This window comes from Bacillus cereus group sp. BfR-BA-01408 (assembly GCF_022663305.1).
Classification (GTDB): domain Bacteria; phylum Bacillota; class Bacilli; order Bacillales; family Bacillaceae_G; genus Bacillus_A; species Bacillus_A pacificus.
The window spans coordinates 25,084-49,897 of record NZ_JAKUFF010000012.1 but is presented as its reverse complement, the minus strand read 5'-3'; the positions used below and the strand labels follow the sequence as shown (position 1 = coordinate 49,897).

The following is a 24,814-nucleotide window of genomic DNA, read 5'->3' as shown; positions in this document are numbered from 1 at the left end:
TCCCGAAAACCTAAAAGTGATACGAACACATTCTAGCATATTTATGTTTTTAAAAGCAAAAAGAAGAGTTTCCTAAAAGGAAACTCTTCTTCCCTGTTAATATGTAAGGATTATTTAACCGCATCTTTTAACGCTTTACCAGGTTTGAATGCAGGTACTTTACTTGCAGCGATTTCAATCTCCTCACCTGTTTGTGGGTTACGACCTTTACGAGCCGCACGCTCACGAACTTCGAAGTTACCGAATCCGATCAGTTGTACTTTATCACCTTGTTTTAAAGCTTCTAAGATAGAATCAAAAACAGCGTCTACTGCTTTTGTTGCGTCCTTTTTAGAAAGGGAACTTGCTTCTGCAACAGCATTGATTAAATCTGTCTTGTTCATGCCATTCACCTCCTCCCAAAGATAAGACTGTATAATGATCATAAAATGAGTCTTACTTTCATTTGTAGGCAATTTTTACAAATTCTATACTACAAAGATGTAGATAAATCATTATCAACGCCTATATTATACGATTCTCCTTTATAATTCAATATTTTTAAGGAAATTGTTACTCTTAAAATGTGAAAATCTGATGAAACTTGACAATTTACAACAATATATTAGATAATGGCTATTTATTTTCCTATTTTGTATGCGAAAATTTAAAAAATCCCTCTACGATGAGAGGGATTTTTTCTTATAATATAATCGCGATTAATCCGCCAGATCCTTCATTAATAATTCTTTCTAGCGTTTCTTTTAATTTATATCTCGCATTTTCTGGCATTAAAGATAGTTTCGCTTGAATACCTTCCCGAACAATCGAGCTCAGCGAACGTCCAAATATATCAGAATTCCAAATTGATAATGGATCATCTTCAAAATCTTGCATTAAGTAACGAACTAGTTCTTCACTTTGTTTTTCAGTACCAATAATTGGCTCAAACGTGGACTCCACATCAACTTTAATCATGTGAATAGATGGTGCTACCGCTTTTAATTTCACACCAAACCTTGAACCGTGACGAATAATTTCTGGCTCATCTAAGCTCATATCAGCTAACGCAGGCGCCGCTACACCATATCCTGTTTGTTTTACCATACGCAGGGCATCCGCCACTTGATCATATTCTATTTTCGCATGAGATAAATCGAGCATAAGCTTCAATAAATGATCTTTCCCTCGAATTTCTACCCCTACTACTTCTTTTAAAATTTGATCATATAATTCATCTGGTGCATATAGATCAATCTCTGCTACGCCTTGCCCCATATCAATGCCAGCTAGGCTCGCTCGATCAATAAATTCATACTGACTAAACTGCCATACGACACGGTCTACATCACGAAGACGTTTTATATCCTTCACAGTCTCTTGAACGGCTTCTTGATAACTTTGGCGTAACCAATGCCCTTCATTTAGCACCATTACCCAGCTCGGAAGGTTCACATTCACTTCTAAAACAGGGAACTCAAATAACGCCTCTCGAAGTACATTGTATACATCTGTTTCTCTTAAACTTTCAACACTCATCGCAATGACTGGGATATCATATTCTTCAGATAAGCTTTGGCGCAATTGCTCTGTATCTGGATGATACGGCTGTACAGTGTTAATGATCATAATGAAAGGTTTTCCGACTTCTTTTAGCTCATTTACGACGCGTTCTTCTGCCTCTATATAATCTCTTCTTGGAATTTCACCAATCGTTCCATCTGTTGTAATTACAACACCAATTGTTGAATGTTCTTGAATTACTTTCCGTGTTCCGATTTCTGCAGCTTCATGGAATGGAATAGGTTCTTCATACCAAGGAGTATTAATCATGCGCGGGCCATTCTCATCTTCATAGCCTTTTGCTCCTGGAACTGTATATCCGACGCAATCTACTAATCGAATATTCACTTCAAGACCTTCATCTACTTCGATAGAAACCGCTTGGTTTGGAACAAACTTCGGTTCCGTCGTCATGATTGTACGGCCAGCAGCACTTTGAGGTAGTTCATCCTGCGCTCTTTGACGGTCAGACTCATTTTCAATATTAGGAATAACTACAAGTTCCATAAATTTTTTGATGAATGTTGATTTTCCTGTTCGAACAGCTCCTACAACTCCAAAATAAATATCACCGCCTGTGCGTTCCGCAATATCTTTAAAAATATCTACCTTTTCCAAGTGATTCCCTCCCTCAATATTTTTGGGAATAATTCCACGTTTATAGTCAACTAATACCTTCTCTAACGTTGCCTATAATATCTGATATAATATAATGGTATTCTAGAAGTTCGGACAATATATCATATAATTTTGTCCAATTTCATATGACTATTAAAAAAATACCTTTTGTTTGCATCGCAAGTTGTGTAACATAAAAAACCTTTCTTCTAGAACTTATTCACTAAAAGAAAGGTTCATGACTTATGATTTTAAAAAAATTGGTTCTCCATTCTTTACCGTATACGGTAAAGAATACGCAGGTACAAATGGAGAATCTTTCGAAAGTATATTCCGAATATCTTCCCCCTCCTTAAATTGTCCTTCGTTTTTTTTCAGCGCTTCATATAAGTCGATTCTATAATCAACATAAATTTCTCCCTTTTCGTTAATTACAAACGGAAGTCCTTTACCAGAATACGGACTTGTCACTTGCGGTACATCTTTATATCCAAGTTTTTTGAAATCTAATTCATACACACCATCTGAAATTACCTTTTTAAAAGGTGGATATTGATGTTCATCTCGATACATCCTAAGCTTTAATGATAATTGCTGAATTTGTTCAGCCATCCTCACATCAATTAACTTTACTGTCGGGTTTGTTTCAACGTCTATTAATACGTATTGATATACTCCCCCGCTTTCATAGGCATTCCCTGGCGCTTCTTGTATGTAACGCGGAGAAATCTTTTGAAAATCGATTGGATATTTTTGATAAATAGGCGTATTCATATCCCGCGTCTTAATTGGCAATATCCCGTCATTTTGCTCCTTAAATGTCGCAACAGCTTTTTGAACGACCTGCAGCTGCTCTTCATAAGGCACAGCATTTTGTTTCATATTTTCTTTTGGATACAGACATCCTGTTAAAATGCTCATACAACAAAATATTAAAATAATATGGACTTTTTTCACTAGCAATCACCTTTTCATACTAATATAACTCGCTCCGTACCATTCCCTTTACTGCTGTACAGGTCCACTAAATACAACAAGAAAAATAACAATTCCTGATACAATCATAAGGGTGTACGCTACCAACGCTGTAATCCCTTTCAAAAATTTATTCTTTATTTTATATCTGCTTAGCAAAATAAAACTTACTGCAAAAAACATAAATCCAATTGCCCCTAGAGCAAACCACATTTTTATAAGCCCTTCCGACATATACACACCCCCTTTTTATTAATCTATTTTTATACTATTTTAACAAATTAAAATCTTTAAACAAATACAAAAAAAAACATTTTACTACAAATCTAGATAAAGTGAAACTTTAATCAGTGGGGGGTTCTTCATCCCCCACTGATTATTAGTTGAACCAATCGGGCTTTTATGGGCAGTTGATCCCCCACCTAACTTCTTTGCTTTCGCTGAATTTTGAGGTGGGGGTCTTACTGCCCATTAAAGCGGGATAAAAATAAAACCGAAGCGAGTGATACACTCGCTTCGGTTGACCAAATATGCCCAAAACAGCTCTATTCCCATACTTTCATGGCTATCATATGCAATCTACAAACTCTTTGTTTCTCATATTTTATTTTTTAAACATTTTGCTTAACGAGCCAAAATCTGTCGGCATATTATTGTTAATAATCGCTTTTACAATTTGATCCTCTTGTTCTTTCGGCACTTCACGTCCTGCCATAAGAGCCACTTGATGAATCAATTGACGAAGTACAGTCTCATCACGTAAATTCGCATTTTGTACAGATGATGCTAATTTAAAAATATCTTCTTTATTCACTTTCGCTTCTTTTTCAATGTTATTAAAAATGTTGTTATCCATTCTTTTCACCCTCTCCTCAAGTTACTCTTCATCCTATGCAAAAATAAAAAAATGGTGAAAAGACCCAAAAAAATAAAAAGCGACAGAAGTACAATTGTACTTCTGTCGCTTTTCTTTAAAGTAAGTCAGGTATAGCTTCCACTTCATGTTTTCGAACACGCCCCATTAATGAGCCTACTGCATCTTTTACATTATTCCCATTGAATAAGACGTCATATAAAGCAGCTGTAATCGGCATTTCCACTTCCATTTTCTCTGCCAACTCATGCGCAGCTTTCGTTGTTCTTACACCTTCCACAACCATACCCATGCTTTCTAACACTTCTTCTAAAGAGTGTCCTTTTCCAAGCAAATTCCCAGCACGCCAATTTCGGCTATGGACACTTGTACAAGTTACAATTAAGTCCCCCATACCAGTTAGACCAGCAAACGTTAACGGATTTCCACCCATTTTTCTTCCTAAACGAGCAATCTCCGTTAAACCACGCGTCATTAATGCCGCTTTCGCATTATCACCTAATCCAAGACCATCAGTTATCCCAGCAGCTAATGCGATAATATTTTTTAACGCACCACCAAGTTCAACTCCAACGATATCTGGATTTGTGTATACACGGAAATAACTATTCATAAACAAATCTTGTACTTCCTCAGCCGCTTCCATACGCTTTGCTGCAGACGTAACAGTTGTCGCCTGACGTAACCCAACTTCTTCAGCATGACTCGGTCCAGATAGTACAACAACATCTTTAATTAAGTCCTCTGGAATTTCTTCCTCAATCACTTCCGAAATACGTTTTGACGTACCAGGTTCAATTCCTTTACTTGCATGAATCCAAGTAGTCGGACCCGCTACATATTTCTTCATATCTTGTAGTACTTCTCTATACGCTTTCGTTGGTACTACAAGCAGTACTACATTTACATCTACTAATGCTTCTTCTAAAGAAGAGTAGGCTACGATTGTGCTTGGCAATGTAATTCCCGGAAGATATCGACTATTCTCATGTTTTGTATTAATCTCATCCATAAGTTCAGAACGATTTCCCCAAATACGTACATCATGCCCATTGTCAGCTAATACCATCGCTAACGCTGTTCCCCAGCTACCTGCTCCAACTACTGTGATTTTTGTCATAAAATCACATCCTCTCCATTAGTCTCTTGCTCTAGCGATAATGTGAATCGGCGTTCCCACAAAGCCAAATGATTCACGTAAACGATTCTTTAAGAAACGCTCATATGAGAAATGCAATAGTTCTGGATCGTTTACAAACACAACAAATGTTGGTGGTTTTACCGCAACTTGTGTTGCATAGAAAATCTTCAGACGACTACCGTTATGCGTTGGCGTTGGATTCATCGCTACCGCATCCATAATTACATCATTTAATACATTCGTTTGAATACGGATACTATGACTTTCATTTACCTCATCGATAACCGGTATTAACGTTTGTGTACGTTTTCTCGTTTTCGCAGATAAGAACACAATCGGTGCGTAATCTAAAAATTGGAAATGAGCACGGATGTTTTCTTCAAATGCTTTCATTGTTTTCTCGTCTTTTTTCACTGCGTCCCATTTGTTTACAACGATAACGACAGCTCGCCCTGAATCATGAGCGTATCCAGCGATTTTTTTATCTTGTTCAATAATTCCTTCTTCACCGTCTAAAACGACTAAAACAACGTCAGAACGTTCAATCGCTCTTAGTGCACGAAGTACACTATACTTTTCTGTACTTTCATACACTTTCCCTTTTTTACGCATACCAGCTGTATCGATAATTACATAATCTTTCCCATCTTTACTATATGGTGTATCGACCGCATCACGAGTTGTTCCTGCTACATTACTAACAATTACACGTTCTTGACCAAGAAGAGCATTTACAAGTGATGATTTCCCTACGTTTGGACGGCCAATTAAAGAGAAACGAATTGTATCTTCATCATATCCGTCTTCTTCAATCTTTGGAAAATGCTGTGCAGCTTCGTCTAATAAGTCACCTAATCCTAATCCGTGTGTACCCGAAATTGGGAATGGCTCACCAAATCCTAATGCATAGAAATCATAAATATCACTGCGCATTTCCGGATTGTCCACTTTATTTACTGCAAGTACAACCGGTTTATTTGAACGATATAATATTTTCGCAACTTCTTCATCAGCTGCTGTTACACCGTCACGACCATTTGTCATAAAAATGATAACATCCGCTTCATCAATTGCTACTTCAGCTTGTTGACGAATTTGTGTCAAAAATGGCTCGTCTCCAATATCAATTCCACCTGTATCAATAATGTTAAATTCATGATTTAACCATTCTCCAGCGCTATAAATACGATCGCGCGTTACACCTGGAATATCTTCTACGATTGAAACTCTCTCTCCAACAATTCTATTGAAAATAGTAGATTTCCCTACGTTCGGGCGGCCTACTATTGCTATTACTGGTTTCGGCATATACTTTCATCCTTTCAACTTGCTTCTGTTTATTATGTAAAAAACCCTTCTTTGTGCAAGAAGGGATTTGCATTCCAGAATATTTCTCAACGTATCAAAACACCTCACATTATAACACACGTTGCTAATGTTTCACAATAATATATACATTCTCTTGTAAGCGATGCGCAATGCCATCTAGAATTGCCTCTAAATTATTTGCAACAAATTCTAATTCCTCTTTAGATTCACAAGTAAACAGAGGAGCACCACCAGCAAATTTCTCCGGGGTCGTTGTAATAACTGCAAGAATTACACTTTCTAACATCATCTCTTATCTCCCCTTCCTTTCGGGGCTTCCGATGACATATGAACAGCACTTTCTAACGTCGGCACGTTCCCTATGACACCTATCGCTTTCTCCGCATCTTGATCTTGTGGCAAGACAAAGATTCCAACCCTGCCATCCTCTAAATCACGCTTTGCTAACGGTACAAGTGCCGGCGTACCAGAATCTCTATAAATTCCTAAAGCAACAGAAACATCATGTAAAATAGCTTGTCGTTGTCCTAAGTTAGAGATTGTCACCATCGCATCAATTGATTTCGGTCTTAAAATAAAACCCATTCCATACTTCATAATTTCCTCTTGTCTTGCTGGCAATCCAATATTCATAATGTAAATATTATCAATATACAGCCCCGCTCCTTCAAAACGAAGTGGAACATGCTCGATATCAACAAGATCATGCAACCTCTTACCAGACATTAATTTTTTCGCGATAAAAAATGCGATGATAGCCATAACTACTCCAGCAATCCATGAACGGAACCCTATATAAGCAAACGTCGTTACAAACGACGTTAACATCGCCAAATAGTTGCGACTTTCAAAAACTAATGCAATTCCTTCAATATATGTATTCCCACGCGGTACAAGCTCATAACCATCTAATTGTTGCAATGTATTTCTTTCCATATTACGCACATCACGAAACTGTGTTGCTGCTAACGTAAGAAACGTAATGGCAGAAAAATCTTTTTTCAATATAGACGGAATCGCAATCGCTCCTAAAGCTGCCGCAATTAACCCCATCGCAATATGAATAATTTTCCCGTGGAGCCTCGTCGGATATTGCCGCGTATCTGTCCGGAGCATAAGCACTCTCGTTACTGTCCCTGCTATTACGCCGCATAAAATGGCCGGTGTATATTCAATCATGTATTACCCTCGCCTTTCTTTTACGTGTTTTCCTCTTAAACTGTTCCATGTGTACTGATACTTTCGCAATCCAAAATAAAATTGCCATGAATAATGTAGAAACAGCGACGATATCAAAAAACGCTAAACTACCGTAATCGTAAGGAAAATGCAGTTTCCGAAAAATAATTGTCACAAACAACTCTCCCTGCAACATTCCTATATAAAGAGAACATAGTCGTAATATGCGATCCTCATGTAATAAAACGGATGCATATACAAGAGCACTACTTAACAAAAACAACCTGTCCACCACAATCCAAATCGGATCATATACTTCTAACAAATGAAAACTTGTATATAACATTGCAATAATAAGTGCCGAAAGTAAGCTATATAATTTTTTCCAAATAGAATAGAGCGTGATTCCTATAAAAGCTATACCAGAAAGTAAAAGTGCATTTACTGATACCGTGAATGAAGCAATCGTTACATGTAACGGAGAACAAATAATAAAAATCAATATACAGGCGCTTATCTTCCACCGAATAGAGTCCTTTTTCATAAAAAATGTTACGACAATCCACCCTATCCAAGCTACAAAATAAAAAGTACTCCCTTCCATCATTTCACCTCCTATGTTTTCCATTATGGGAACTTTTTATGAAAGTTAATCCACTTTCTTCGCGCATAGTTTTTTCATATAACAGCAACACTTTTAATAAGGAGGTGCTATTCATTATGGGTAAAGATCGTCAAGAACGAAAACTAAGAGAATCTCGCCGCGTTGAATCTGATCGTGACCAATCACTACAATATCCGGGTGCAACTGGACTTGATACACCTGAGCAAGCTCGTAAGCAAAATCAGCACTAATGAATACAAAAAGACGGTTTCGATATTGTACGAAACCGTCTTTTACGTATCCCTCATATTTTTTATTTATATCAAAATAACATTTCACATGCGAATCTTTCTACAATTTATTTCTATTCTTCTCTCTTTTCCCTTGGCAAAATTAAATCTTCTTCAATAATTAATTAGCAAACTTTCCACATTTTTAATCAAAACTTATTTAATAAAAAATTTATATATATTAACAATTTTATTTTTATAGAATATCAATTCTATCCCTCACCTTATATTACTAAAACGAATAGAATACAAAAAAATCAACCGTTCGGTTGATTTTTTATCTCCTACTATAATGCGTCGTATCAATACCACGCTGCGTTAACCAATGATACGTTTCGCCCTTTACAACAAGAGGTACAGATTGTAACTCTTCTATCGTCTTCGCACCGAGAGCTGTCATAATAAATTTCAAATCTGTATGTAGAAGATCAATTTCATCCACTAACTTCTCGATGCCATCTTGCATTAAAATGCGTAAAAAGTATCCAGCAAAAGCAGTTGTATTCGCCCCTAATGCGATTGCTTTCGCTACGTCAAGCGCTGTTTGTATACCCCCAGATGCAATAAAAGAGAGGTTATTATTTGTAGAGGTTGCTTCAACAATCGAGGTTGCTGTTTGTATGCCCCAGTTATTAAAATAAGAAAGCATTCGCTGTCTTCTTTCATTTTCAACAGCAGCAAAATTCGTACCACCTTGTCCGCCAATATCAATTGCCGTTACACCTATGCTCGCTAACTGTTGCATTGTTTCCTTGCTCATCCCAAATCCAACTTCTTTCACAATGACAGGAACTTTACTATTTAAAACAATTTTCTCAATGCGCCGAAGTACACCAGTAAAGTCACGGTCTCCTTCTGGCATCGTTAACTCTTGTATGACATTTAAATGAATTTGCAATGCATTCGCTTCAATCATATCAACAGCACGCTCTGCCTGTTCGATAGTTGCCTCACTACCTAAATTAGCAAAGAAAATACCATTTGGATTTACCTTTCTGATAATCTTATAAGAAGCTGCCTCACTTTCATCTTTTAACGCCGCCATTTGCGAACCTACAGCCATAGCAAGGTTATGATGTTTCGCTACATATGCTAATTGCTCATTAATATGTAACGTTTTCTCTCCTCCACCACCAGTCATCGCATTGATAAAAATCGGCGAACTTAGTGAAAGTTCGCCGATTTTTGTTTCACATGTTATTGTGTCATAATTTGAATTTGGCAAGCTTTGATGCACAAAATCAATATCATGAAAGCCATGCGTACGAGACTGACCAGTAGAAAGAGCGTATTCAATATGATCTAATTTACGTTTTGCCCTTACCACTTGTACCCCTCTTTATTTCTTTAATTTTTTCAGTTGTTCACCAATAATGTCACTTAATTGGAAAGTAGCAGAATCAGCATTCGGTTCATACTGACTATAATCTTCAGTTACATTATTTTCCTCAAACGCTTCTTTTATACTTAAAGAAATACGTTTCTCTGCTACATGAACTTCAAGTACTTTCACTTTTACTTCTTGTCCCATTTCCAATACTTCATTTGGATTTTTTACGTGACGATTTGCAATTTGAGATACATGCACAAGACCTTCGACGCCAGGTAAAATTTCAACGAATGCACCAAATGTAACAAGACGTTTTACTATTCCCTCACGAATATCTCCAGCTTTTACTTCACCAGCAATATTTTCCCAAGGTCCTGGTTGAGCTGCTTTAATTGATAAAGAAATACGTTGTGTATCAGCATCCACAGATAACACCTTCACCTTTACCTTTTGACCTTGCTCTAATACTTCAGAAGGTTGCTCTACACGTTCGTGTGAAATTTGTGAAATATGAACTAAACCGTCCACACCTCCAACATTAACGAAAGCACCAAAATCCGTTAGTCGTTGTACTGTTCCTTCCACAACGTCTCCTTCTTTTAATGAAGAAATTGCTTCTTTCTTCTTAGAATCTAGTTCTAATTCTACTACCGCTTTATGCGAAAGAATCACGCGATTTTTTTCACGGTCCAATTCAACAATTTTCACGGCTAATGTTTTCCCTTTATAGTCAGTAAAATCTTCTACATAATGTACTTCTACAAGTGAAGCTGGGATAAAACCACGAACACCAAGGTCCACAACTAATCCACCATTCACGATATCTTTTACGGTAACATCAAATACGTGACCAGAAGTAAATTTCTCTTGTAATTCTACCCATGCTTTTTCTGCATCAACAGCACGTTTAGATAAGACAAGATCATTTTCTTCTAATTTAATAATCTTTAATTCTAGTATTTGATCTAATTCTACAACATCGCTTGCTTTTTCAATATGAACGTTAGCTAATTCACTAATTGGAATTACGCCATCTGTTTTGTATCCAACATTTACAAGCACTTGTTTCTCTTCAACTTTCGTTACAGAACCTGTAACAACGTCACCAACTTGTAATTCTTTTGAATCCATAACTTCTTCATTCATTTTCTCTACCATGGAAATACCTCCCTACAGAATTGACAAAGCATTTTTTATGTATATACGAAATGAAAACAATTGTTTTCATTTGCATGTTTAAGAATTTATCATCACATACGTAAGCTTCATACATTTCACTAGAAAATATATTAAACCTATATAAATAGTATACAGCAAAATCATCTTGAAGAAAGTATGTTTTGAAATATAATAGCGAATATATTCTGAAAGTTTTATCCTTCTTTTATTAACTTCTTACAAATCTGATTATTTGTCAAGGAAAGAGACTCACAATTCACGTATCCTTTACATTTCATAAATAAAAAAAGAAAGGGGCTATGCCCTTTCTTTATTTCGCAAACACTCCTGAAACAATACTCATAATCTTTTGGACAACTTCTTCAATTGATAAAGAAGTTGTATCTAATTCCAATGCATCATCAGCTTTTTTTAGAGGAGAAACTTCACGTTCTGAATCTAATTTATCACGCTGAGCAATTTCTTCTTTTAACTGCTCTAAATTAGAATCGAAGCCTTTATTCATATTTTCTAAATGTCTTCTCTCTGCTCTTTCTTCAACAGAAGCAAGCATAAAGATCTTCACTTCAGCATCTGGTAACACATGTGTACCAATATCACGGCCATCCATTACAACGCCGCCTTTTTCTGCTAACTCTTGTTGACGACGTACCATTTCTTCACGAACAAGGCGATGTTTTGCCACAATTGATACTCGATTCGTCACCTCAGGTGTACGAATGACTTCCGAAACATCTTGTCCATTTAAAAATACAAGTTGTGTATTTTCTCCTTGCTGAAACTCAATTTTTACATTTTTTACAACTTCCATTAACTGCTCTTCATTTTCAATGTCCACTTTTTGCTCAAGGGCTGCATATGTAATTGTACGATACATTGCGCCTGTATCAATATAAACGTAAGAAAGCTTCTTCGCTACAACTTTTGCAACTGTACTTTTTCCAGCAGCTGCTGGACCATCTATAGCAATTGAAATTCGTTTATCCATTGTAACACCTCATTTTTTCACTTGTAAAACAAAACGAAAAGCAGGTATTCTCCTGCTTCTTCTCATTTGCTTCACGTCATTAAATCCTCAATTATTGTAGCATAATCCTTCATAGAAGAAAATGAAAACTACCTATTCACCAGTAAGATTTCTGCTTTGTTTTTTACCATGACACCTTCATAATAAACAATTTTAGATAAATATTTCACTGATGACTTATGTATAAATAACAATTGCACAACAGAAAGACAAATGAATTGTATTATTAATATACGAATAAGCATTCTCTCCATCTTTTTCAACGTAATGGCTCCCTCCTATACTGTATTTGCACATTTCGTTTCGTAATTTTATACATCGTACATATAGCATTTCATTTTATTGTCATTTTCGAGGCATACTTTTATACATTTCCATTGTCGAATTTACTCAAAACATGTTATGTTCTAAATGTATTTTTTTACTTGAAAGGGGTATAAGCATTGAAAAGAATCCTAGTTTTACACACAGGTGGAACAATTGCAATGGAGGAAGATAAAGAAACTGGGGTCGTACAACCAGGTGAAAAAAATCCTCTTTTAAAATTCATTCCGGATTTAGAAGGCGATGTTGATTTAATCGTTGAAGATGTGTTTCATCTACCATCTCCTCATATGACACCGAGCGAAATGTTACAATTACAAGTCATCATTGATGAAAGAGTAAAACAAGACAACATTCATGGCGTAGTCATTACGCATGGTACGGATACATTAGAAGAAACAGCCTATTTCTTAGATTTAACAGTACAAGCAACTATTCCGATCGTTGTAACAGGCGCAATGCGCTCTAGCAATGAATTAGGTGCTGATGGTCTATATAACTTCTTATCAGCTGTAAAAGTCGCTAGCAGTAGTGAAGCTGCCGAAAAAGGCGTTTTAGTCGTATTAAACGACGAAATTCATTGCGCTACAAACGTAACGAAAACACATACAAGTAATGTAGCAACATTCCAAAGTCCACAGTATGGACCAATTGGTATGGTAACAAAACGTTGTGTTGTATTCCACCATGCTTTAGTACATCACGAAACATATTCAGTAAATAAGGTTTCTAAAAATGTAGTCGTTCTAAAAGCGTACGCTGGTATGGACGATACATTGTTAGCAGCAATTGAAAATCTTCCGGTAGATGGGATTGTTATTGAAGCGCTTGGACAAGGTAATTTACCTCCAAGAACACTTCCTAGTCTAGAGCGACTAATAAATAAAGGAATTCCTGTCGTATTAGTTTCTCGCTGTTTCAATGGCATCGTTCAAGATGTATATTCATATGAAGGTGGCGGCAAACAATTAAAAGATATGGGTATTGTATTCACATACGGTTTAAACGCTCAAAAAGCACGTATTAAATTATTAGTTGCATTAGAGAATACAACTTCTCATGAAGCAATCCAAAACATGTTTATGCACGATTAAAAAAGAAGCTGTCGAAGTTTATTTCGACAGCTTCTTTTTATATTTCTCTTGTTGCAATGGTTTGCGCAATCGCATCCCCATGAAATCGACCGTTCTCAATAAATATTTCATTTGCATTATTTCCAGCAGCAATTACACCTGCAATGAAAATATTTTCAGCGTTCGTTTCCATCGTATCCTGTGCATAAATTGGACGTCCTGTCTCTTCATCAATCCGAACACCCATCTTTGTTAAGAAACTATGATCAGGATGGTAACCAGTCATCGCAAATACAAAATCATTTTGGATTGTATATGCTTCGCCATCAACTGTATACGTTAATGTATGTTCAGTAATTTCTTTCACATGAGCCCCGAAATGCATGTCAATTGTACCATTTCGGACTAACGCCTCAAACTCTGGCAAAATCCACGGCTTTATACTTGGTGAATACTCACTTCCGCGATATAAAACCGTTACACGCGCACCAGCTTTCACAAGCTCTAAAGCGGCATCTACACTCGAGTTTTTCCCACCTATAACGACTACATCTCGATCAAAATAAGGATGTCCTTCTTTAAAATAGTGAGCTACCTTCTTCAATTCCTCACCAGGAACATTCATATAATTTGGATTGTCATAATATCCAGTTGCTACTACAATATATTTCGCTATATATATTTCTCTACTTCCGTCACGCTTTGTCGTCTCAACCTGAAAAGCTTCTCCATCTTTTTGAACGTTCTCCACTCGTTCAAAAGCATTTACACGTACAGATTTACGTTTTACTACTTCGCGATAATACGCAAGCGCTTGATTTCGAACAGGCTTACGATTTTCTGTAATAAAAGCTACATCACCAATTTCTAATTTTTCACTAGAGGAGAAAAATGTTTGATGAGTTGGATAATTATAAATTGCATTTACAATGTTTCCTTTTTCAATTACTAACGGATTTATCCCTACCTTTTGCAACGAAATTGCTGCTGCTAATCCGCACGGACCGCCTCCAATTATAATAGCTGTTTCTTTCTGCATACTCGGTTCACTCCTAGTCTTCTACCAATACACTATTTATAAAAACAAGAAAAAACCTACTTACAGCAGTAGGCACCTATCTTTATTGTATTCATTTTTCATATATTTGTCATCTAAACGAAACGTACATCCGATAGACATCTGCTAAAAACTGCTGAAATTTAATACCTTGTTTCCCTAATACATTTTCAGGATCAATCTTTCTAGCTGGGTCAAGTGTTTTATGTGATACGATATCTTTTTTCGGATTCAAGCCGAAGTTTTGACATAAATACGCATGATACCACGTAAAACGGGTATATGCTTCCCAAAAGTTAACATCACCGCCATAACAAAGCTCCACTCCAATGGCAGCCTTATTGGCATCATATCCATATAAGTCATTATCTGTCGGCACACCATATCGAACATGGTAGGCAACTTCATTTATAGGAATAATTTCTAATATCGTTTTGTCATCTATAAATGTATGTGCCGAAGCTTTCGGCTGTATTTCATTAAAATAATCCCGATTCCCAATCGCATTGCTACCAGGATTCCCCGTATCATGACTTACAATAAACCTTACTTTAGAAAGAGGAATACCCGGTCGTGAACTTCCATATCCAATATAGTTACGCTCTATAGGAAACATCGCCATTACTACCAACTCCCGCTTCAGAAGATTACCTTACTTCTTTATATATGTATTCGGTAGCAATGTCCTTATAGCATATTTCTTACGCGAAGAGAAAATCGAAAATATTTGATGTGAACACCATAAATAATAAAATACTTACAGCAACTCCATAAAAACCGTAAAACCAAACACAATCTTCTTTCGTATCTAAACCGAAAAATTTATTTACTGATTGTAATAATGTGCCGCGCTTACTTTGTTTGTTTCTTAATACTTCCACTCGTTCTACAACATCTGCTGGCATCATAAATCTTTGGTCTACTGTCATTTTCATCATTTATCTCTCCTTAAAATCATTTCCGTTTTGTTTATCTAAGGAGAGTATAGCACGTTTGTTCGTGTAGAACAAGCGTTCTTTTTGTTTTTATTTTATTTTTCAACAAACCAATTAATAATTACCAATATAAAAGCGATAATCGGCCCTACTACAACCGCACCAAATATTAAAAACAATAGTCCTTCTCCGAACACCCGAGCGGTACTTGCTTTTCGATTTTGCTTCGTTTTTACGAGTTCTCCCTCTAACCTCTTAACCCTTTCTTCTAATTGTTCTACTCGTTCCATCATTTCATTTCCCGTTTACAACACCTCACTCTAATACTTCAACAAAAAAAACGTGATTCCCTCGAAAGGAATCACGTTTTCTCACAATATAATATTATACCCAACCTCTGAAGCGACTTGCTTCAGCCATTTTACGAACACCGACCATATACGCTGCTAAGCGCATGTTCACTTTACGAACTTGTGCTGTTTCATAAATAGAATCAAATGATCTTACCATTACTTTTTCTAAACGTTGTTCTACTTCTTCTTCAGTCCAGTAGTAACCTTGGTTATTTTGTACCCACTCAAAGTAAGATACTGTTACCCCACCAGCACTCGCTAATACGTCTGGAACAAGTAAAATTCCGCGATCTGTTAAAATTTTAGTTGCTTCTAATGTTGTTGGACCATTTGCAGCTTCAACAACAATTTTTGCTTTAATATCATTAGCATTTTCTTCTGTAATTTGATTCTCAATTGCAGCTGGAACTAAAATGTCACAATCAAGTTCTAACAATTCTTTGTTTGAAATTGTATTATTAAATAGTTTTGTTACTGTACCGAAGCTGTCACGACGGTCTAATAAATAATCAATATCTAATCCATTTGGATCATGCAATGCGCCGTAAGCATCTGAGATTGCAATAACTTTTGCACCTGCATCATGCATAAATTTAGCTAAGAAGCTACCAGCATTACCGAATCCTTGAACAACAACGCGCGCACCTTTAATATCAATGTCGCGTTTTTTTGCAGCTTCGCGAATACAAATTGTAACACCTTTCGCTGTTGCTGTTTCACGTCCATGTGATCCACCTAATACAAGTGGCTTACCTGTAATAAATCCTGGCGAGTTAAATTCATCAATACGGCTATACTCATCCATCATCCATGCCATAATTTGAGAGTTTGTGAATACATCTGGAGCTGGAATATCTTTCGTCGGCCCTACGATTTGACTAATTGCTCGTACATAACCACGGCTTAATCTTTCTAACTCACGGAATGACATTTCACGTGGGTCACAGATAATTCCACCTTTACCTCCGCCATATGGTAAGTCGACAATACCACATTTTAAACTCATCCAAATTGAAAGTGCTTTCACTTCATTTTCTGTTACATTCGGATGGAAGCGAATTCCACCTTTCGTAGGACCAACAGCATCATTATGTTGTGCACGATATCCTGTAAATATTTTAACAGTCCCGTCATCCATACGAACTGGTATTTTCACTGTCATCATACGAACTGGTTCTTTTAATAATTCATATACTTCGTTTGGATAACCCAATTTTTCTAACGCTTCACTGATAACAATTTGTGTTGAATTCAATAGTTCAAAATGTTGTTCCCTTTGTTGTTGTGTTTTTGTTTGAGTTCCCTTTTCGGCTACCATAGTAAGTAAACCCCCTGTAATTTCACTTGTTTAGTAAACCTTCATTGCCTAGTATACACCGTTAAATTTGGAATGCAATAGAAAACGCTAACAAATATATACAAAGTATTTTCTGTTGCAAGCGTTTTCACTATCATTATAGTCCTTTTATTACTTTTAGAAAAGTAAAATACTTAAATATTTAAATATTTTTTATTTTATTCATGTACAGCACTTTGAAAAGATACATTTAAGTACAATAAAAAAAACAAAACCTTAGGTTATATTAGCTAAGGTTTTGTTTTTTCACAAAGTAATTGTGTATTTGTTCAATTGCTTGAGAAGCCATTAATTCTTTACCATACTCCATTAGACGATAAATAGTTGCTGTAGACGGATTACCATATTCCGCTAAAATAGCTATAAAATCTGCCTTCAGTAATTGAATTTGCTCCTCTTCTTCCATCCAAAGATAGAAACGCCCATCCCACGTATATAATTTTCCGCCAGTTACATCAAGGTTATATAAACGATTCGACAGGTTAATTACGTCATCTAGTGTAGCAAATTCATAAAGGATATGCTCGCTTTCATCTAGAGTCACTTGCATTTCAATAAACTCGTCACGGAACTCATCATCTGTATCCGCTTCTTGATGTTCTTTCGTTACAATTACGACCATTCCTTGCGCTTGTAGAGAAAATACTTCAACTGCAATCGGACCATCCGCTTCAAATCCTAATTCTTTATTTGCTTCTTGCATCATATCACGAAATAATTGCTGTACTTTCGGTGCATTTCTCCACAAATCTTCTTTCGTTAATCCTCTTTCAGATAAATCATCAAATGTTAAGAAAATTTTTATCTTATTGTAATTTAATCGTTCCAGCCTCATATCATACCCTCCCTACGCAACCAATGAATATAATTTTTATTATATGAAATAGAAAATAGATGGTTCTTTTCAAACAACTATTCTAACATGTTTAACCAATCATCCCATTCTTCTTTCGTATCACCAATTAGGCTTGTTTGAATGTTCAACTGATCTCGAGCACCTATTTCTCCTATAATTCCAACAGAAAGGTTCTCATTTTTTTCTTGCAAAAAATCCACATAGCTCATTGCGTTCTTCCGTTCTCGTCCGTCATCAAAAGAGATTACTACATATTTAGGTCTTATTTGCTCAACAGCTAACGAAATACTATCTTCCGCTAAGCTTGCCCGAATATATATCACATCATATCCTTTTAATCGTAAATACGTTGAGAAAACAAACCCTTTCAACATATTACTTTCTAACACGACAACTTTGTGTATAGAAGAAAACGATGATGCATTATGATATACCATCCCTAGACGCGTTTGTAAAAATGATACGACATATTGGAATTGCACCATTGTAACTTCATTATTATTTTTTAACGCTAACAATTTATTTGACACTTGAAGAACAATACTTGCTATAACTTTTTCTGTTGTATAAATACTAAAAGCCTCGTTTAACAATGCAGAAGTTGTAATTTCATCAAATTTTAACAAAGCTTGTAGTATATCGTCCACTAAAACAACTTCTCTATCGTAATGTATTTCATTTTGAACATTATTCTGCAAACGATTCCCTTCTAATAATTGAACTGCTTGTCCAATCATCATGCCGGCAGAAACCTTGTCCATTAACCATTTCAAAATTTGAATATGCTCTTCTGTATATAATCGATGCCCCGCATGATTCCGCTTTGGGGCAATCATTTGATATCGTCTTTCCCATGCACGAAGCGTACTTGGTTGAATTCCAATTATATTCGAAACAGCTTTTATATTATATTTTCCGTTTAGAGTTGGCATCATTTCCCTCCGCATAACGTAATAATATGTGTTTGAGCAGGTGCTCGGAAGCGAAATGGAACCAACGTTGTTCCATACCCATTACTAACAAAAAGAGTCATATTTGAATGCTTATATACGCCACCTTTTAAATATTTTTTAGATGGGAATAATCGAATCTGTCCTCCATGTGTATGTCCACTTAACACAAGTGAAATTTGTTCTTTTCCAGACATTTTATTTATTATATCAGGGTTGTGGCTAATTAATATGCGAAAACCATCTTCCTTACAATCAGCCAACGCTAAATCTAAACGATCACGTTTCAAGCCAACATCATCTACACCGAGCAAACAAATTTTCTCTCCTAATTCAGACTCAAATACAACTCTTGTATTATCTAAAACTTTCACATTATTTTCTAATAATAAAGCATCCAATTCATGATATTCAATTTCATAATCATTATTTCCCCATACAAAATATACAGGAGCTATCGCTCTTAACTTTTGTATATTTGCAGAGATTTTCGATAAAGGGACACCTTTTTCCGCTAAATCACCACCAATAATTACAAGATCTACTTTTCCTTTTACTTGTTCAATTAACGAATTCGAAATGCCCCTTCTATGAATATCTGATATAAAAAATATATTTACTTTTTGAAAACTTTTCGGAAATTCTTCAAATATTAAAGTATGTTCTAGCACCGTATTACGCGTTGCTTCCGTATACATTACAAGAAGAAATATAATACCAATACAAACGAGAGTACTTAATAAGATAATCCATATCATATATTTTTTACTCCCTTCCTCATAAAGATAATTCCCAGTTTTTATAGTAAGTATTTTACTAACTCTCTCGCTTCGTGGACTTATCTTTTATCGGAATTTTTAATTCTTGACCTACATTCACTTCATCTTTTTGTAAATCATTATACTTTTTAATCACTTCGATCCCAGTTTCATCTGAAAAATATTGCTTCGCTATACTTTCTAAGGTTTCTCCCTCTTTCACCGTATGTGTGACAACTTTCTCAGATGATGCCTCGGACTGAGATTTAGCTGAATCAAAGAAAATGACCTCAAATGCACTTTTTCCAGCGTTATTACCATCACTTTTCACCTGAATATATTTATCCGTATACCATAAAATACTAATTGGTAGTAATATGAATAGAAATGTTAAAACTCGGACGAAAATATGATTCATTTTAAACTTTTGTTTTTTCTCTTTATTTCTATGAATTTCACTACGCGGCGGTAAACCTTCTTTTTCTTCCACTCGCTCAACTTCTAATTCCTCTTCAAAATCAGGAATTCGTCTTCTCATGTTGTTCACCACCACCTTCCATTTATTTTCTTAATTGGAGCCCCATTATAAAATCAACAAGAAAGTGTGCAAAGATTGTTATAAACAAATTTCCTGTCCATTCAAATACATAGCCAAAAACAAAACTAATGAAACAGACGAAACAAAACAAAAATGGCTTTTTTATATACCGAATATGTAATACTGCAAATACGAAACTCGCTATTACAATTCCAAAGTGCGTCTGCACTACACCTCTAAATAAAAATTCTTCTGCAAAGCCGATAATGAATGTAATAACAAGTAGATGCATAACTGACATCCCTTGAAACATCCTATCATTAATACCACCATCATCAAACCAAGACTCTGGAAATACTCGCATTGCAACATAATCTAATAACACAATACCAATCGCTAACAAGCCACCTATTATAAGTATAGACACCGGTTCCCATTTCCACAGACTATACACCGACTTTATATCTCGGAATAGTATATATGCTAGTAAACAACCGATACCGATAATAATGAACTGTGTGATATACAGATTCAACCTTATTTCTTTCGGACTCATATCTTCAATATTATGCCTTTGAATGTTCATCATTCCCCCATCTTTTCTAGACCGAAAAGCTTTTGTAACTCTGTTTCCCAATTATAGTCGAAATCCGATTGTTGCGCTTGTCTTTTTTTATAATCTGTTTTTGTAATATGACAATAGTCGCAGCAATTCTTTAACTCGCCCTCTTTTCTGTAACCGAACTGTCGCAGCAAATATTCACGTCTACATTCTTTCACTTGTATCCATGATTTCATGTTTTCTAGCTCACTATATTTATTACGTAGCCTGATTTCTACTTCAGCTATTAATCTTGTCATAATTTCATCTGACAAGCTCTCTAATATTAATTTTCTCTGTTGTATGATTCCAAGCTTTTCAAGATGATAGCGGATGAAACGCCAATATTGTTCATTAAATCTTGCTGCATTATAACAAATTTCTTCTACCTCTTCTATTGGTAATTCTTTCGTTTGAAACATTCTTTCCTGCAGTAAAGAAAATAAAAATTGTATTTGTGACTGGCTTGGCAATTCATCTTCAATGATTGAAATTGGTAAATCGTGATCTAACGGACTGCATAGTAAAATAGCTATACTAGGTTCACCATCTCTTCCAGCTCTTCCGATTTCTTGTAAATAAGAAGCTATATTAGTCGGATAGTGGAAATGAATAATATATCTCGTATTTGATTTATTTACTCCCATACCAAAAGCACTTGTACATATTACAAGCTGCAACTGGTCATTCATAAACTGCTGTTGAATTAACATGCGCTCTTCATGTTCCATACCACCATGATAGAAAGCGACACCAGTAACGCCTTTTCCTCTTAAATATTCCGTTAAACGTTCTGTCCACGCTCTGCTTGAACAATATACAATCCCCGGCCCTTGTAAATACATCACCTGTTCCAAAAGCGCCTCTTTCTTCTCTTCTATCGTCTCCACAAATTGTACTTCCATTGCTATATTTGGACGATCAATAGAATACACATGCTGCGTCACATTCTCCAAATTCAAACTCTCTGCTATATCTCGGAGTACATCTTTCGTCGCTGTTGCAGTTAATGCTAGCACCGTAGGAGACCCGATATTTTCAATAACTACATTTAGTTTTTTATAATCTGGTCTAAAATCATAACCCCATTGCGAAATACAATGAGCTTCATCCACAACAAATAATGAAATATGAACTTTCTTCAATTCTCTTATTAACAATTCCGACTGCAACATCTCAGGTGAAACAAAAATAAATTTATAGGAAGCTAACCTTTTCATTGCTTCTCTTTTTTCATGTAATGTCCGAAAACTATTAAATGCTATCACTCGGTTTTTCACAACATATTTTAATTGTGTAACCTGATCTTCCATCAAAGATAATAATGGTGAGACAACAAGTACTGTCCCTTCTTGCATGAGCCCTGGAAGTTGATAGCACATAGACTTCCCTCTTCCGGTCGGAAGCATCGCTATAACATCTTTTCCTTCCAATAAATCTGTAATTACCCCTTTTTGACCTGGACGAAATTCAGAATATCCAAACCACCTATATAAATATTCCTCAAGTTTCATTTATACCCTCCATCCGCGCCAATACAAGACGAACTTCAAAATAAGAGATACCCTCTCCAACAGCTTGTTTCAACTCACGCAACTTACGTGTTTGTAATGCATCAATTACTTCTGTTACTTTATCTATTTTGTCTTTTTCCATAAACATCTCGATAGAAAAATCTCTTTCACGCAAAGCAATTTCAACAAAATGATCTTCTATCGTTGCAACCTTTAGATTTCTAATTGTCGCTATTTCTTCTAATGAGCGCCCTTGTCTCCAAAAATTATATGTTTTTTTCGTTGATAAACTAAATAATTCAGCTCTCTCATTTGGATAAGAGATAATCTCAGCTAATAACGGAAATTCATTTTCTTTATCGCGAACTTCTTGTATAAGGAAATGAATTGTACCCCAAAATAAGAAATATACCCTGAAAATATCTCGTTTCGTAATTTCCGCTAACTGCTGCAATGTACAACCGATACGTTCATATCCTGTTAATCTATATGTTACAATCGTCGCTTCTATCACATCACATTTCCCTAAAAGATTATGTATTTCTTTCCATAATCTTTTCGCCAATTCACTTCGCCTATACGGCATACCTGTTAAAAATCGCTTCACCCACACCATTATTTCTGTATCTTGTTGAATAGGAATAAACTTCGTATTATTCTGTTGTAAATTAGATACAGTTTGAATAATTAAAGATAATCTTTTCCAAAACGTTTCACCTAATTCACCATAGTGCAAACCATGCAAATGGGCTGGAAAAGCATACCCTTCCTCCCATGTATGTAACTGCATTTTACCTTTAGGTGTTAACAAATATGTATTTTCATGTATTTCTTGAATCAAATCTGCTTGCAACAACTTTGCAACTTCACGATCATATTCATTTCTATTTAACGATTTATATATTCCAAACAAAAAAGAAATTCGGAACATATTTCCATCTTGTAACGTTTGCGAAGAACGTTTTCCCTTTAATAAATAATAAATAGAAGAAACGGTTCTTTCACCATTCAATTGTTTTAAACAATACAATACAGTATATTGTAGTTGCATTACCGCTTCCACCTTTCAATCTAACTTAATTACTTTTGATATGATTGCGCCATCTACCGTTACTCATTAAACTTATCATATGGGCAATATATACTTGTATATATTATATTGTACCAAACGAAATAACATTTACGTATTTTGAAAATCTTATGACATAATGCAAAAATTAGTTGACACTCTAATTGATAAGGATTATCATTATAATTTTATGTTGAAAAGTTTTAAAAACCGTTTTACAATAAGGTTATAATTTTTATGGCGAGCTTTTCACATACATATTATCAGGAGGGAAAAAAGATGGCAAAATATACAATCGTTGATAAAGATACTTGTATTGCATGTGGTGCTTGTGGCGCTGCTGCACCAGACATTTATGACTATGATGATGAAGGTATTGCATTCGTAACATTAGACGATAACCAAGGTATCGTTGAAATTCCAGATGTATTACTTGAAGATATGATGGATGCATTCGAAGGTTGTCCAACTGACTCAATTAAAGTTGCTGACGAATCATTCGACGGCGATGCTTTAAAATTCGAATAGTCTTTTATTAACTTCAAAAAATACCCCTCATTCATTTGAGGGGTATTTTTTGTTTTCTATTGTCAGTCTCCTTAATAAAAAACCATTAGTAGTTATATACTACTAATGGTTTTATTTTATATTTATGCATTTTTCATTTTTGCAAATACCCATACTTTCAGGCGTGAGAATAACGCTACAAATACAATTGTTACAACAATTCCTTTAATCAAATTAAATGGTAAGATTGCCGTTACAACCGTTGTTTTTATCGCTTCGCTAGACATAGCTGGTGAATTTAAAAACCAAGTGTAAGCTGGGAATATGATGATGTAATTTAATACACTCATAATGAGCGCCATTGTAATTGTCCCTAGCATTAATCCTGTCGTTAAACTCTTAACAGTACGATACTTCCTAAATAAGAAAGTTGCTGGTCCAATAAATAAACATCCTGCAATAAAGTTAGCAATTTCTCCAACTGGTACTCCCGTTAAACTCCCTTGAATCCCGTAATGTAAAATATTCTTTATCGCTTCTACAATTACCCCTGCAACTGGCCCGAAAATAATCGCAGCGATTAGAGCTGGCACATCACTAAAATCAATTTTTAAAAATGGCGGAAGCCCTGGGAATGGGAAATCCAACATCATCAGTAAATATGCAATACTACTTAGCATTGCTACACTCACCATCTGCACTACACTGTTTTTTTGTTTCATCTTTCTCTCTCCTTTTCCATCGATCATCTCATGGAAAGTGGAAAGGTTCTGCTATGCCTACTTTTTCATAGAACGAAAAAACCCTTTGTGTTTTACACAAAGGGAGAATTTA

At 35.5% G+C, this 24,814-nt stretch carries 30 protein-coding genes; 3 read left to right on the top strand and 27 right to left on the bottom strand.

The window, feature by feature from the left end:
* Window positions 1–110: 110 nt before the first annotated feature.
* The 10 genes from MR083_RS08550 to MR083_RS08505 form a co-directional block, all read right to left on the bottom strand.
* The gene (locus MR083_RS08550) at window positions 111–383 is read right to left on the bottom strand and encodes an HU family DNA-binding protein (RefSeq protein WP_001043860.1); all 273 of its coding nucleotides are present in this window, start codon (window positions 381–383) and stop codon (window positions 111–113) included.
* Between the two features lie 298 nt (window positions 384–681).
* Window positions 682–2,160: a stage IV sporulation protein A gene (gene spoIVA / locus MR083_RS08545; RefSeq protein WP_000416519.1), complete on the bottom strand. Its 1,479-nt coding sequence runs from the start codon at window positions 2,158–2,160 to the stop codon at window positions 682–684.
* 243 nt (window positions 2,161–2,403) lie between these two features.
* Window positions 2,404–3,117, bottom strand: coding sequence for a hypothetical protein (locus MR083_RS08540; RefSeq protein WP_000755476.1), 714 nt, complete (start codon window positions 3,115–3,117; stop codon window positions 2,404–2,406).
* Between the two features lie 48 nt (window positions 3,118–3,165).
* A complete protein-coding gene (locus MR083_RS08535) occupies window positions 3,166–3,369 on the bottom strand; it encodes a DUF2768 domain-containing protein (RefSeq protein WP_001288995.1) in 204 nt (67 codons plus the stop codon).
* A 370-nt stretch (window positions 3,370–3,739) separates the two neighbouring features.
* Entirely contained in the window at window positions 3,740–3,991 is a 252-nt protein-coding gene (locus tag MR083_RS08530) for a stage VI sporulation protein F (RefSeq protein WP_000369754.1), read from the bottom strand.
* Between the two features lie 115 nt (window positions 3,992–4,106).
* Window positions 4,107–5,129: an NAD(P)H-dependent glycerol-3-phosphate dehydrogenase gene (locus tag MR083_RS08525; RefSeq protein ID WP_000161775.1), complete on the bottom strand. Its 1,023-nt coding sequence runs from the start codon at window positions 5,127–5,129 to the stop codon at window positions 4,107–4,109.
* A gap of 18 nt (window positions 5,130–5,147) precedes the next feature.
* Complete coding sequence (gene der / locus MR083_RS08520) at window positions 5,148–6,458, bottom strand: ribosome biogenesis GTPase Der (protein ID WP_001125892.1); 1,311 nt, start codon at window positions 6,456–6,458, stop codon at window positions 5,148–5,150.
* Between the two features lie 124 nt (window positions 6,459–6,582).
* Complete coding sequence (locus tag MR083_RS08515; protein ID WP_000979051.1) at window positions 6,583–6,768, bottom strand: capping complex subunit for YIEGIA; 186 nt, start codon at window positions 6,766–6,768, stop codon at window positions 6,583–6,585.
* Entirely contained in the window at window positions 6,765–7,658 is an 894-nt protein-coding gene (locus tag MR083_RS08510) for a YIEGIA family protein (RefSeq protein ID WP_000575281.1), read from the bottom strand. Before MR083_RS08510 ends, MR083_RS08515 begins: the two co-directional genes overlap by 4 nt.
* On the bottom strand, window positions 7,651–8,262 hold the full coding sequence (locus MR083_RS08505) for a YphA family membrane protein (RefSeq protein ID WP_000399223.1): 612 nt from the start codon (window positions 8,260–8,262) through the stop codon (window positions 7,651–7,653). Before MR083_RS08505 ends, MR083_RS08510 begins: the two co-directional genes overlap by 8 nt.
* A 116-nt stretch (window positions 8,263–8,378) precedes the next feature.
* On the opposite strand from MR083_RS08505, the gene MR083_RS08500 reads away from it, so the two are divergent.
* Window positions 8,379–8,513 carry a YpzI family protein gene (locus MR083_RS08500; RefSeq protein ID WP_000513900.1) on the top strand — a complete coding sequence of 45 codons (135 nt, stop codon included), beginning with the start codon at window positions 8,379–8,381 and terminating at the stop codon, window positions 8,511–8,513.
* 316 nt (window positions 8,514–8,829) lie between these two features.
* Here MR083_RS08500 and MR083_RS08495 read toward each other — a convergent pair whose 3' ends face one another.
* The 4 genes from MR083_RS08495 to MR083_RS08480 form a co-directional block, all read right to left on the bottom strand.
* Complete coding sequence (locus MR083_RS08495; protein ID WP_000251031.1) at window positions 8,830–9,879, bottom strand: type 2 isopentenyl-diphosphate Delta-isomerase; 1,050 nt, start codon at window positions 9,877–9,879, stop codon at window positions 8,830–8,832.
* A gap of 12 nt (window positions 9,880–9,891) precedes the next feature.
* The gene (gene rpsA, locus MR083_RS08490) at window positions 9,892–11,040 is read right to left on the bottom strand and encodes a 30S ribosomal protein S1 (protein ID WP_242268952.1); all 1,149 of its coding nucleotides are present in this window, start codon (window positions 11,038–11,040) and stop codon (window positions 9,892–9,894) included.
* A gap of 331 nt (window positions 11,041–11,371) precedes the next feature.
* Window positions 11,372–12,049, bottom strand: a complete 678-nt coding sequence (gene cmk, locus MR083_RS08485; protein WP_000361265.1) for a (d)CMP kinase — start codon at window positions 12,047–12,049, stop codon at window positions 11,372–11,374.
* Window positions 12,050–12,177: 128 nt separating this feature from the next.
* Complete coding sequence (locus MR083_RS08480; RefSeq protein ID WP_000738060.1) at window positions 12,178–12,351, bottom strand: YpfB family protein; 174 nt, start codon at window positions 12,349–12,351, stop codon at window positions 12,178–12,180.
* Between the two features lie 180 nt (window positions 12,352–12,531).
* Here MR083_RS08480 and ansA point away from each other — a divergent pair, with 180 nt between their 5' ends.
* Window positions 12,532–13,506, top strand: a complete 975-nt coding sequence (gene ansA, locus MR083_RS08475) for an asparaginase (protein ID WP_277931436.1) — start codon at window positions 12,532–12,534, stop codon at window positions 13,504–13,506.
* Window positions 13,507–13,543: 37 nt separating this feature from the next.
* Here ansA and MR083_RS08470 read toward each other — a convergent pair whose 3' ends face one another.
* From MR083_RS08470 to MR083_RS08415, 12 genes are all read right to left on the bottom strand, one after another.
* Window positions 13,544–14,524, bottom strand: a complete 981-nt coding sequence (locus tag MR083_RS08470) for a YpdA family putative bacillithiol disulfide reductase (RefSeq protein ID WP_014893179.1) — start codon at window positions 14,522–14,524, stop codon at window positions 13,544–13,546.
* A 109-nt stretch (window positions 14,525–14,633) separates the two neighbouring features.
* A complete protein-coding gene (locus tag MR083_RS08465; protein ID WP_001240643.1) occupies window positions 14,634–15,164 on the bottom strand; it encodes a peptidoglycan recognition protein family protein in 531 nt (176 codons plus the stop codon).
* Between the two features lie 79 nt (window positions 15,165–15,243).
* Window positions 15,244–15,480: a DUF3961 domain-containing protein gene (locus tag MR083_RS08460; protein ID WP_001983018.1), complete on the bottom strand. Its 237-nt coding sequence runs from the start codon at window positions 15,478–15,480 to the stop codon at window positions 15,244–15,246.
* Window positions 15,481–15,572: 92 nt separating this feature from the next.
* Complete coding sequence (locus MR083_RS08455) at window positions 15,573–15,770, bottom strand: hypothetical protein (RefSeq protein WP_073569243.1); 198 nt, start codon at window positions 15,768–15,770, stop codon at window positions 15,573–15,575.
* Window positions 15,771–15,861: 91 nt separating this feature from the next.
* Window positions 15,862–17,148: an NAD-specific glutamate dehydrogenase gene (gudB, locus tag MR083_RS08450; protein ID WP_000225176.1), complete on the bottom strand. Its 1,287-nt coding sequence runs from the start codon at window positions 17,146–17,148 to the stop codon at window positions 15,862–15,864.
* Window positions 17,149–17,413: 265 nt separating this feature from the next.
* A complete protein-coding gene (locus tag MR083_RS08445; RefSeq protein ID WP_001235392.1) occupies window positions 17,414–18,022 on the bottom strand; it encodes a genetic competence negative regulator in 609 nt (202 codons plus the stop codon).
* A 77-nt stretch (window positions 18,023–18,099) separates the two neighbouring features.
* Window positions 18,100–18,975, bottom strand: a complete 876-nt coding sequence (locus MR083_RS08440; protein ID WP_208747124.1) for a MerR family transcriptional regulator — start codon at window positions 18,973–18,975, stop codon at window positions 18,100–18,102.
* Window positions 18,975–19,751 (bottom strand): metallophosphoesterase, encoded by a 777-nt coding sequence (locus MR083_RS08435; RefSeq protein WP_242268950.1) that lies wholly within the window; start codon window positions 19,749–19,751, stop codon window positions 18,975–18,977. Before MR083_RS08435 ends, MR083_RS08440 begins: the two co-directional genes overlap by 1 nt.
* A 58-nt stretch (window positions 19,752–19,809) precedes the next feature.
* Window positions 19,810–20,289, bottom strand: coding sequence for a LysM peptidoglycan-binding domain-containing protein (locus MR083_RS08430; RefSeq protein WP_001254344.1), 480 nt, complete (start codon window positions 20,287–20,289; stop codon window positions 19,810–19,812).
* Window positions 20,290–20,311: 22 nt separating this feature from the next.
* Complete coding sequence (locus MR083_RS08425; RefSeq protein ID WP_001025765.1) at window positions 20,312–20,875, bottom strand: CPBP family intramembrane glutamic endopeptidase; 564 nt, start codon at window positions 20,873–20,875, stop codon at window positions 20,312–20,314.
* Window positions 20,875–22,404, bottom strand: coding sequence for a RecQ family ATP-dependent DNA helicase (locus tag MR083_RS08420; protein WP_016717008.1), 1,530 nt, complete (start codon window positions 22,402–22,404; stop codon window positions 20,875–20,877). Before MR083_RS08420 ends, MR083_RS08425 begins: the two co-directional genes overlap by 1 nt.
* Entirely contained in the window at window positions 22,394–23,455 is a 1,062-nt protein-coding gene (locus MR083_RS08415) for a YpbB family protein (protein WP_014893181.1), read from the bottom strand. Before MR083_RS08415 ends, MR083_RS08420 begins: the two co-directional genes overlap by 11 nt.
* 297 nt (window positions 23,456–23,752) lie before the next feature.
* Between MR083_RS08415 and MR083_RS08410 the strand changes: the two genes are divergently transcribed.
* A complete protein-coding gene (locus MR083_RS08410) occupies window positions 23,753–24,001 on the top strand; it encodes a ferredoxin (protein WP_001151996.1) in 249 nt (82 codons plus the stop codon).
* 122 nt (window positions 24,002–24,123) lie between these two features.
* Here MR083_RS08410 and MR083_RS08405 read toward each other — a convergent pair whose 3' ends face one another.
* Window positions 24,124–24,702, bottom strand: coding sequence for an ECF transporter S component (locus MR083_RS08405; RefSeq protein WP_000810858.1), 579 nt, complete (start codon window positions 24,700–24,702; stop codon window positions 24,124–24,126).
* Window positions 24,703–24,814: the final 112 nt, after the last annotated feature.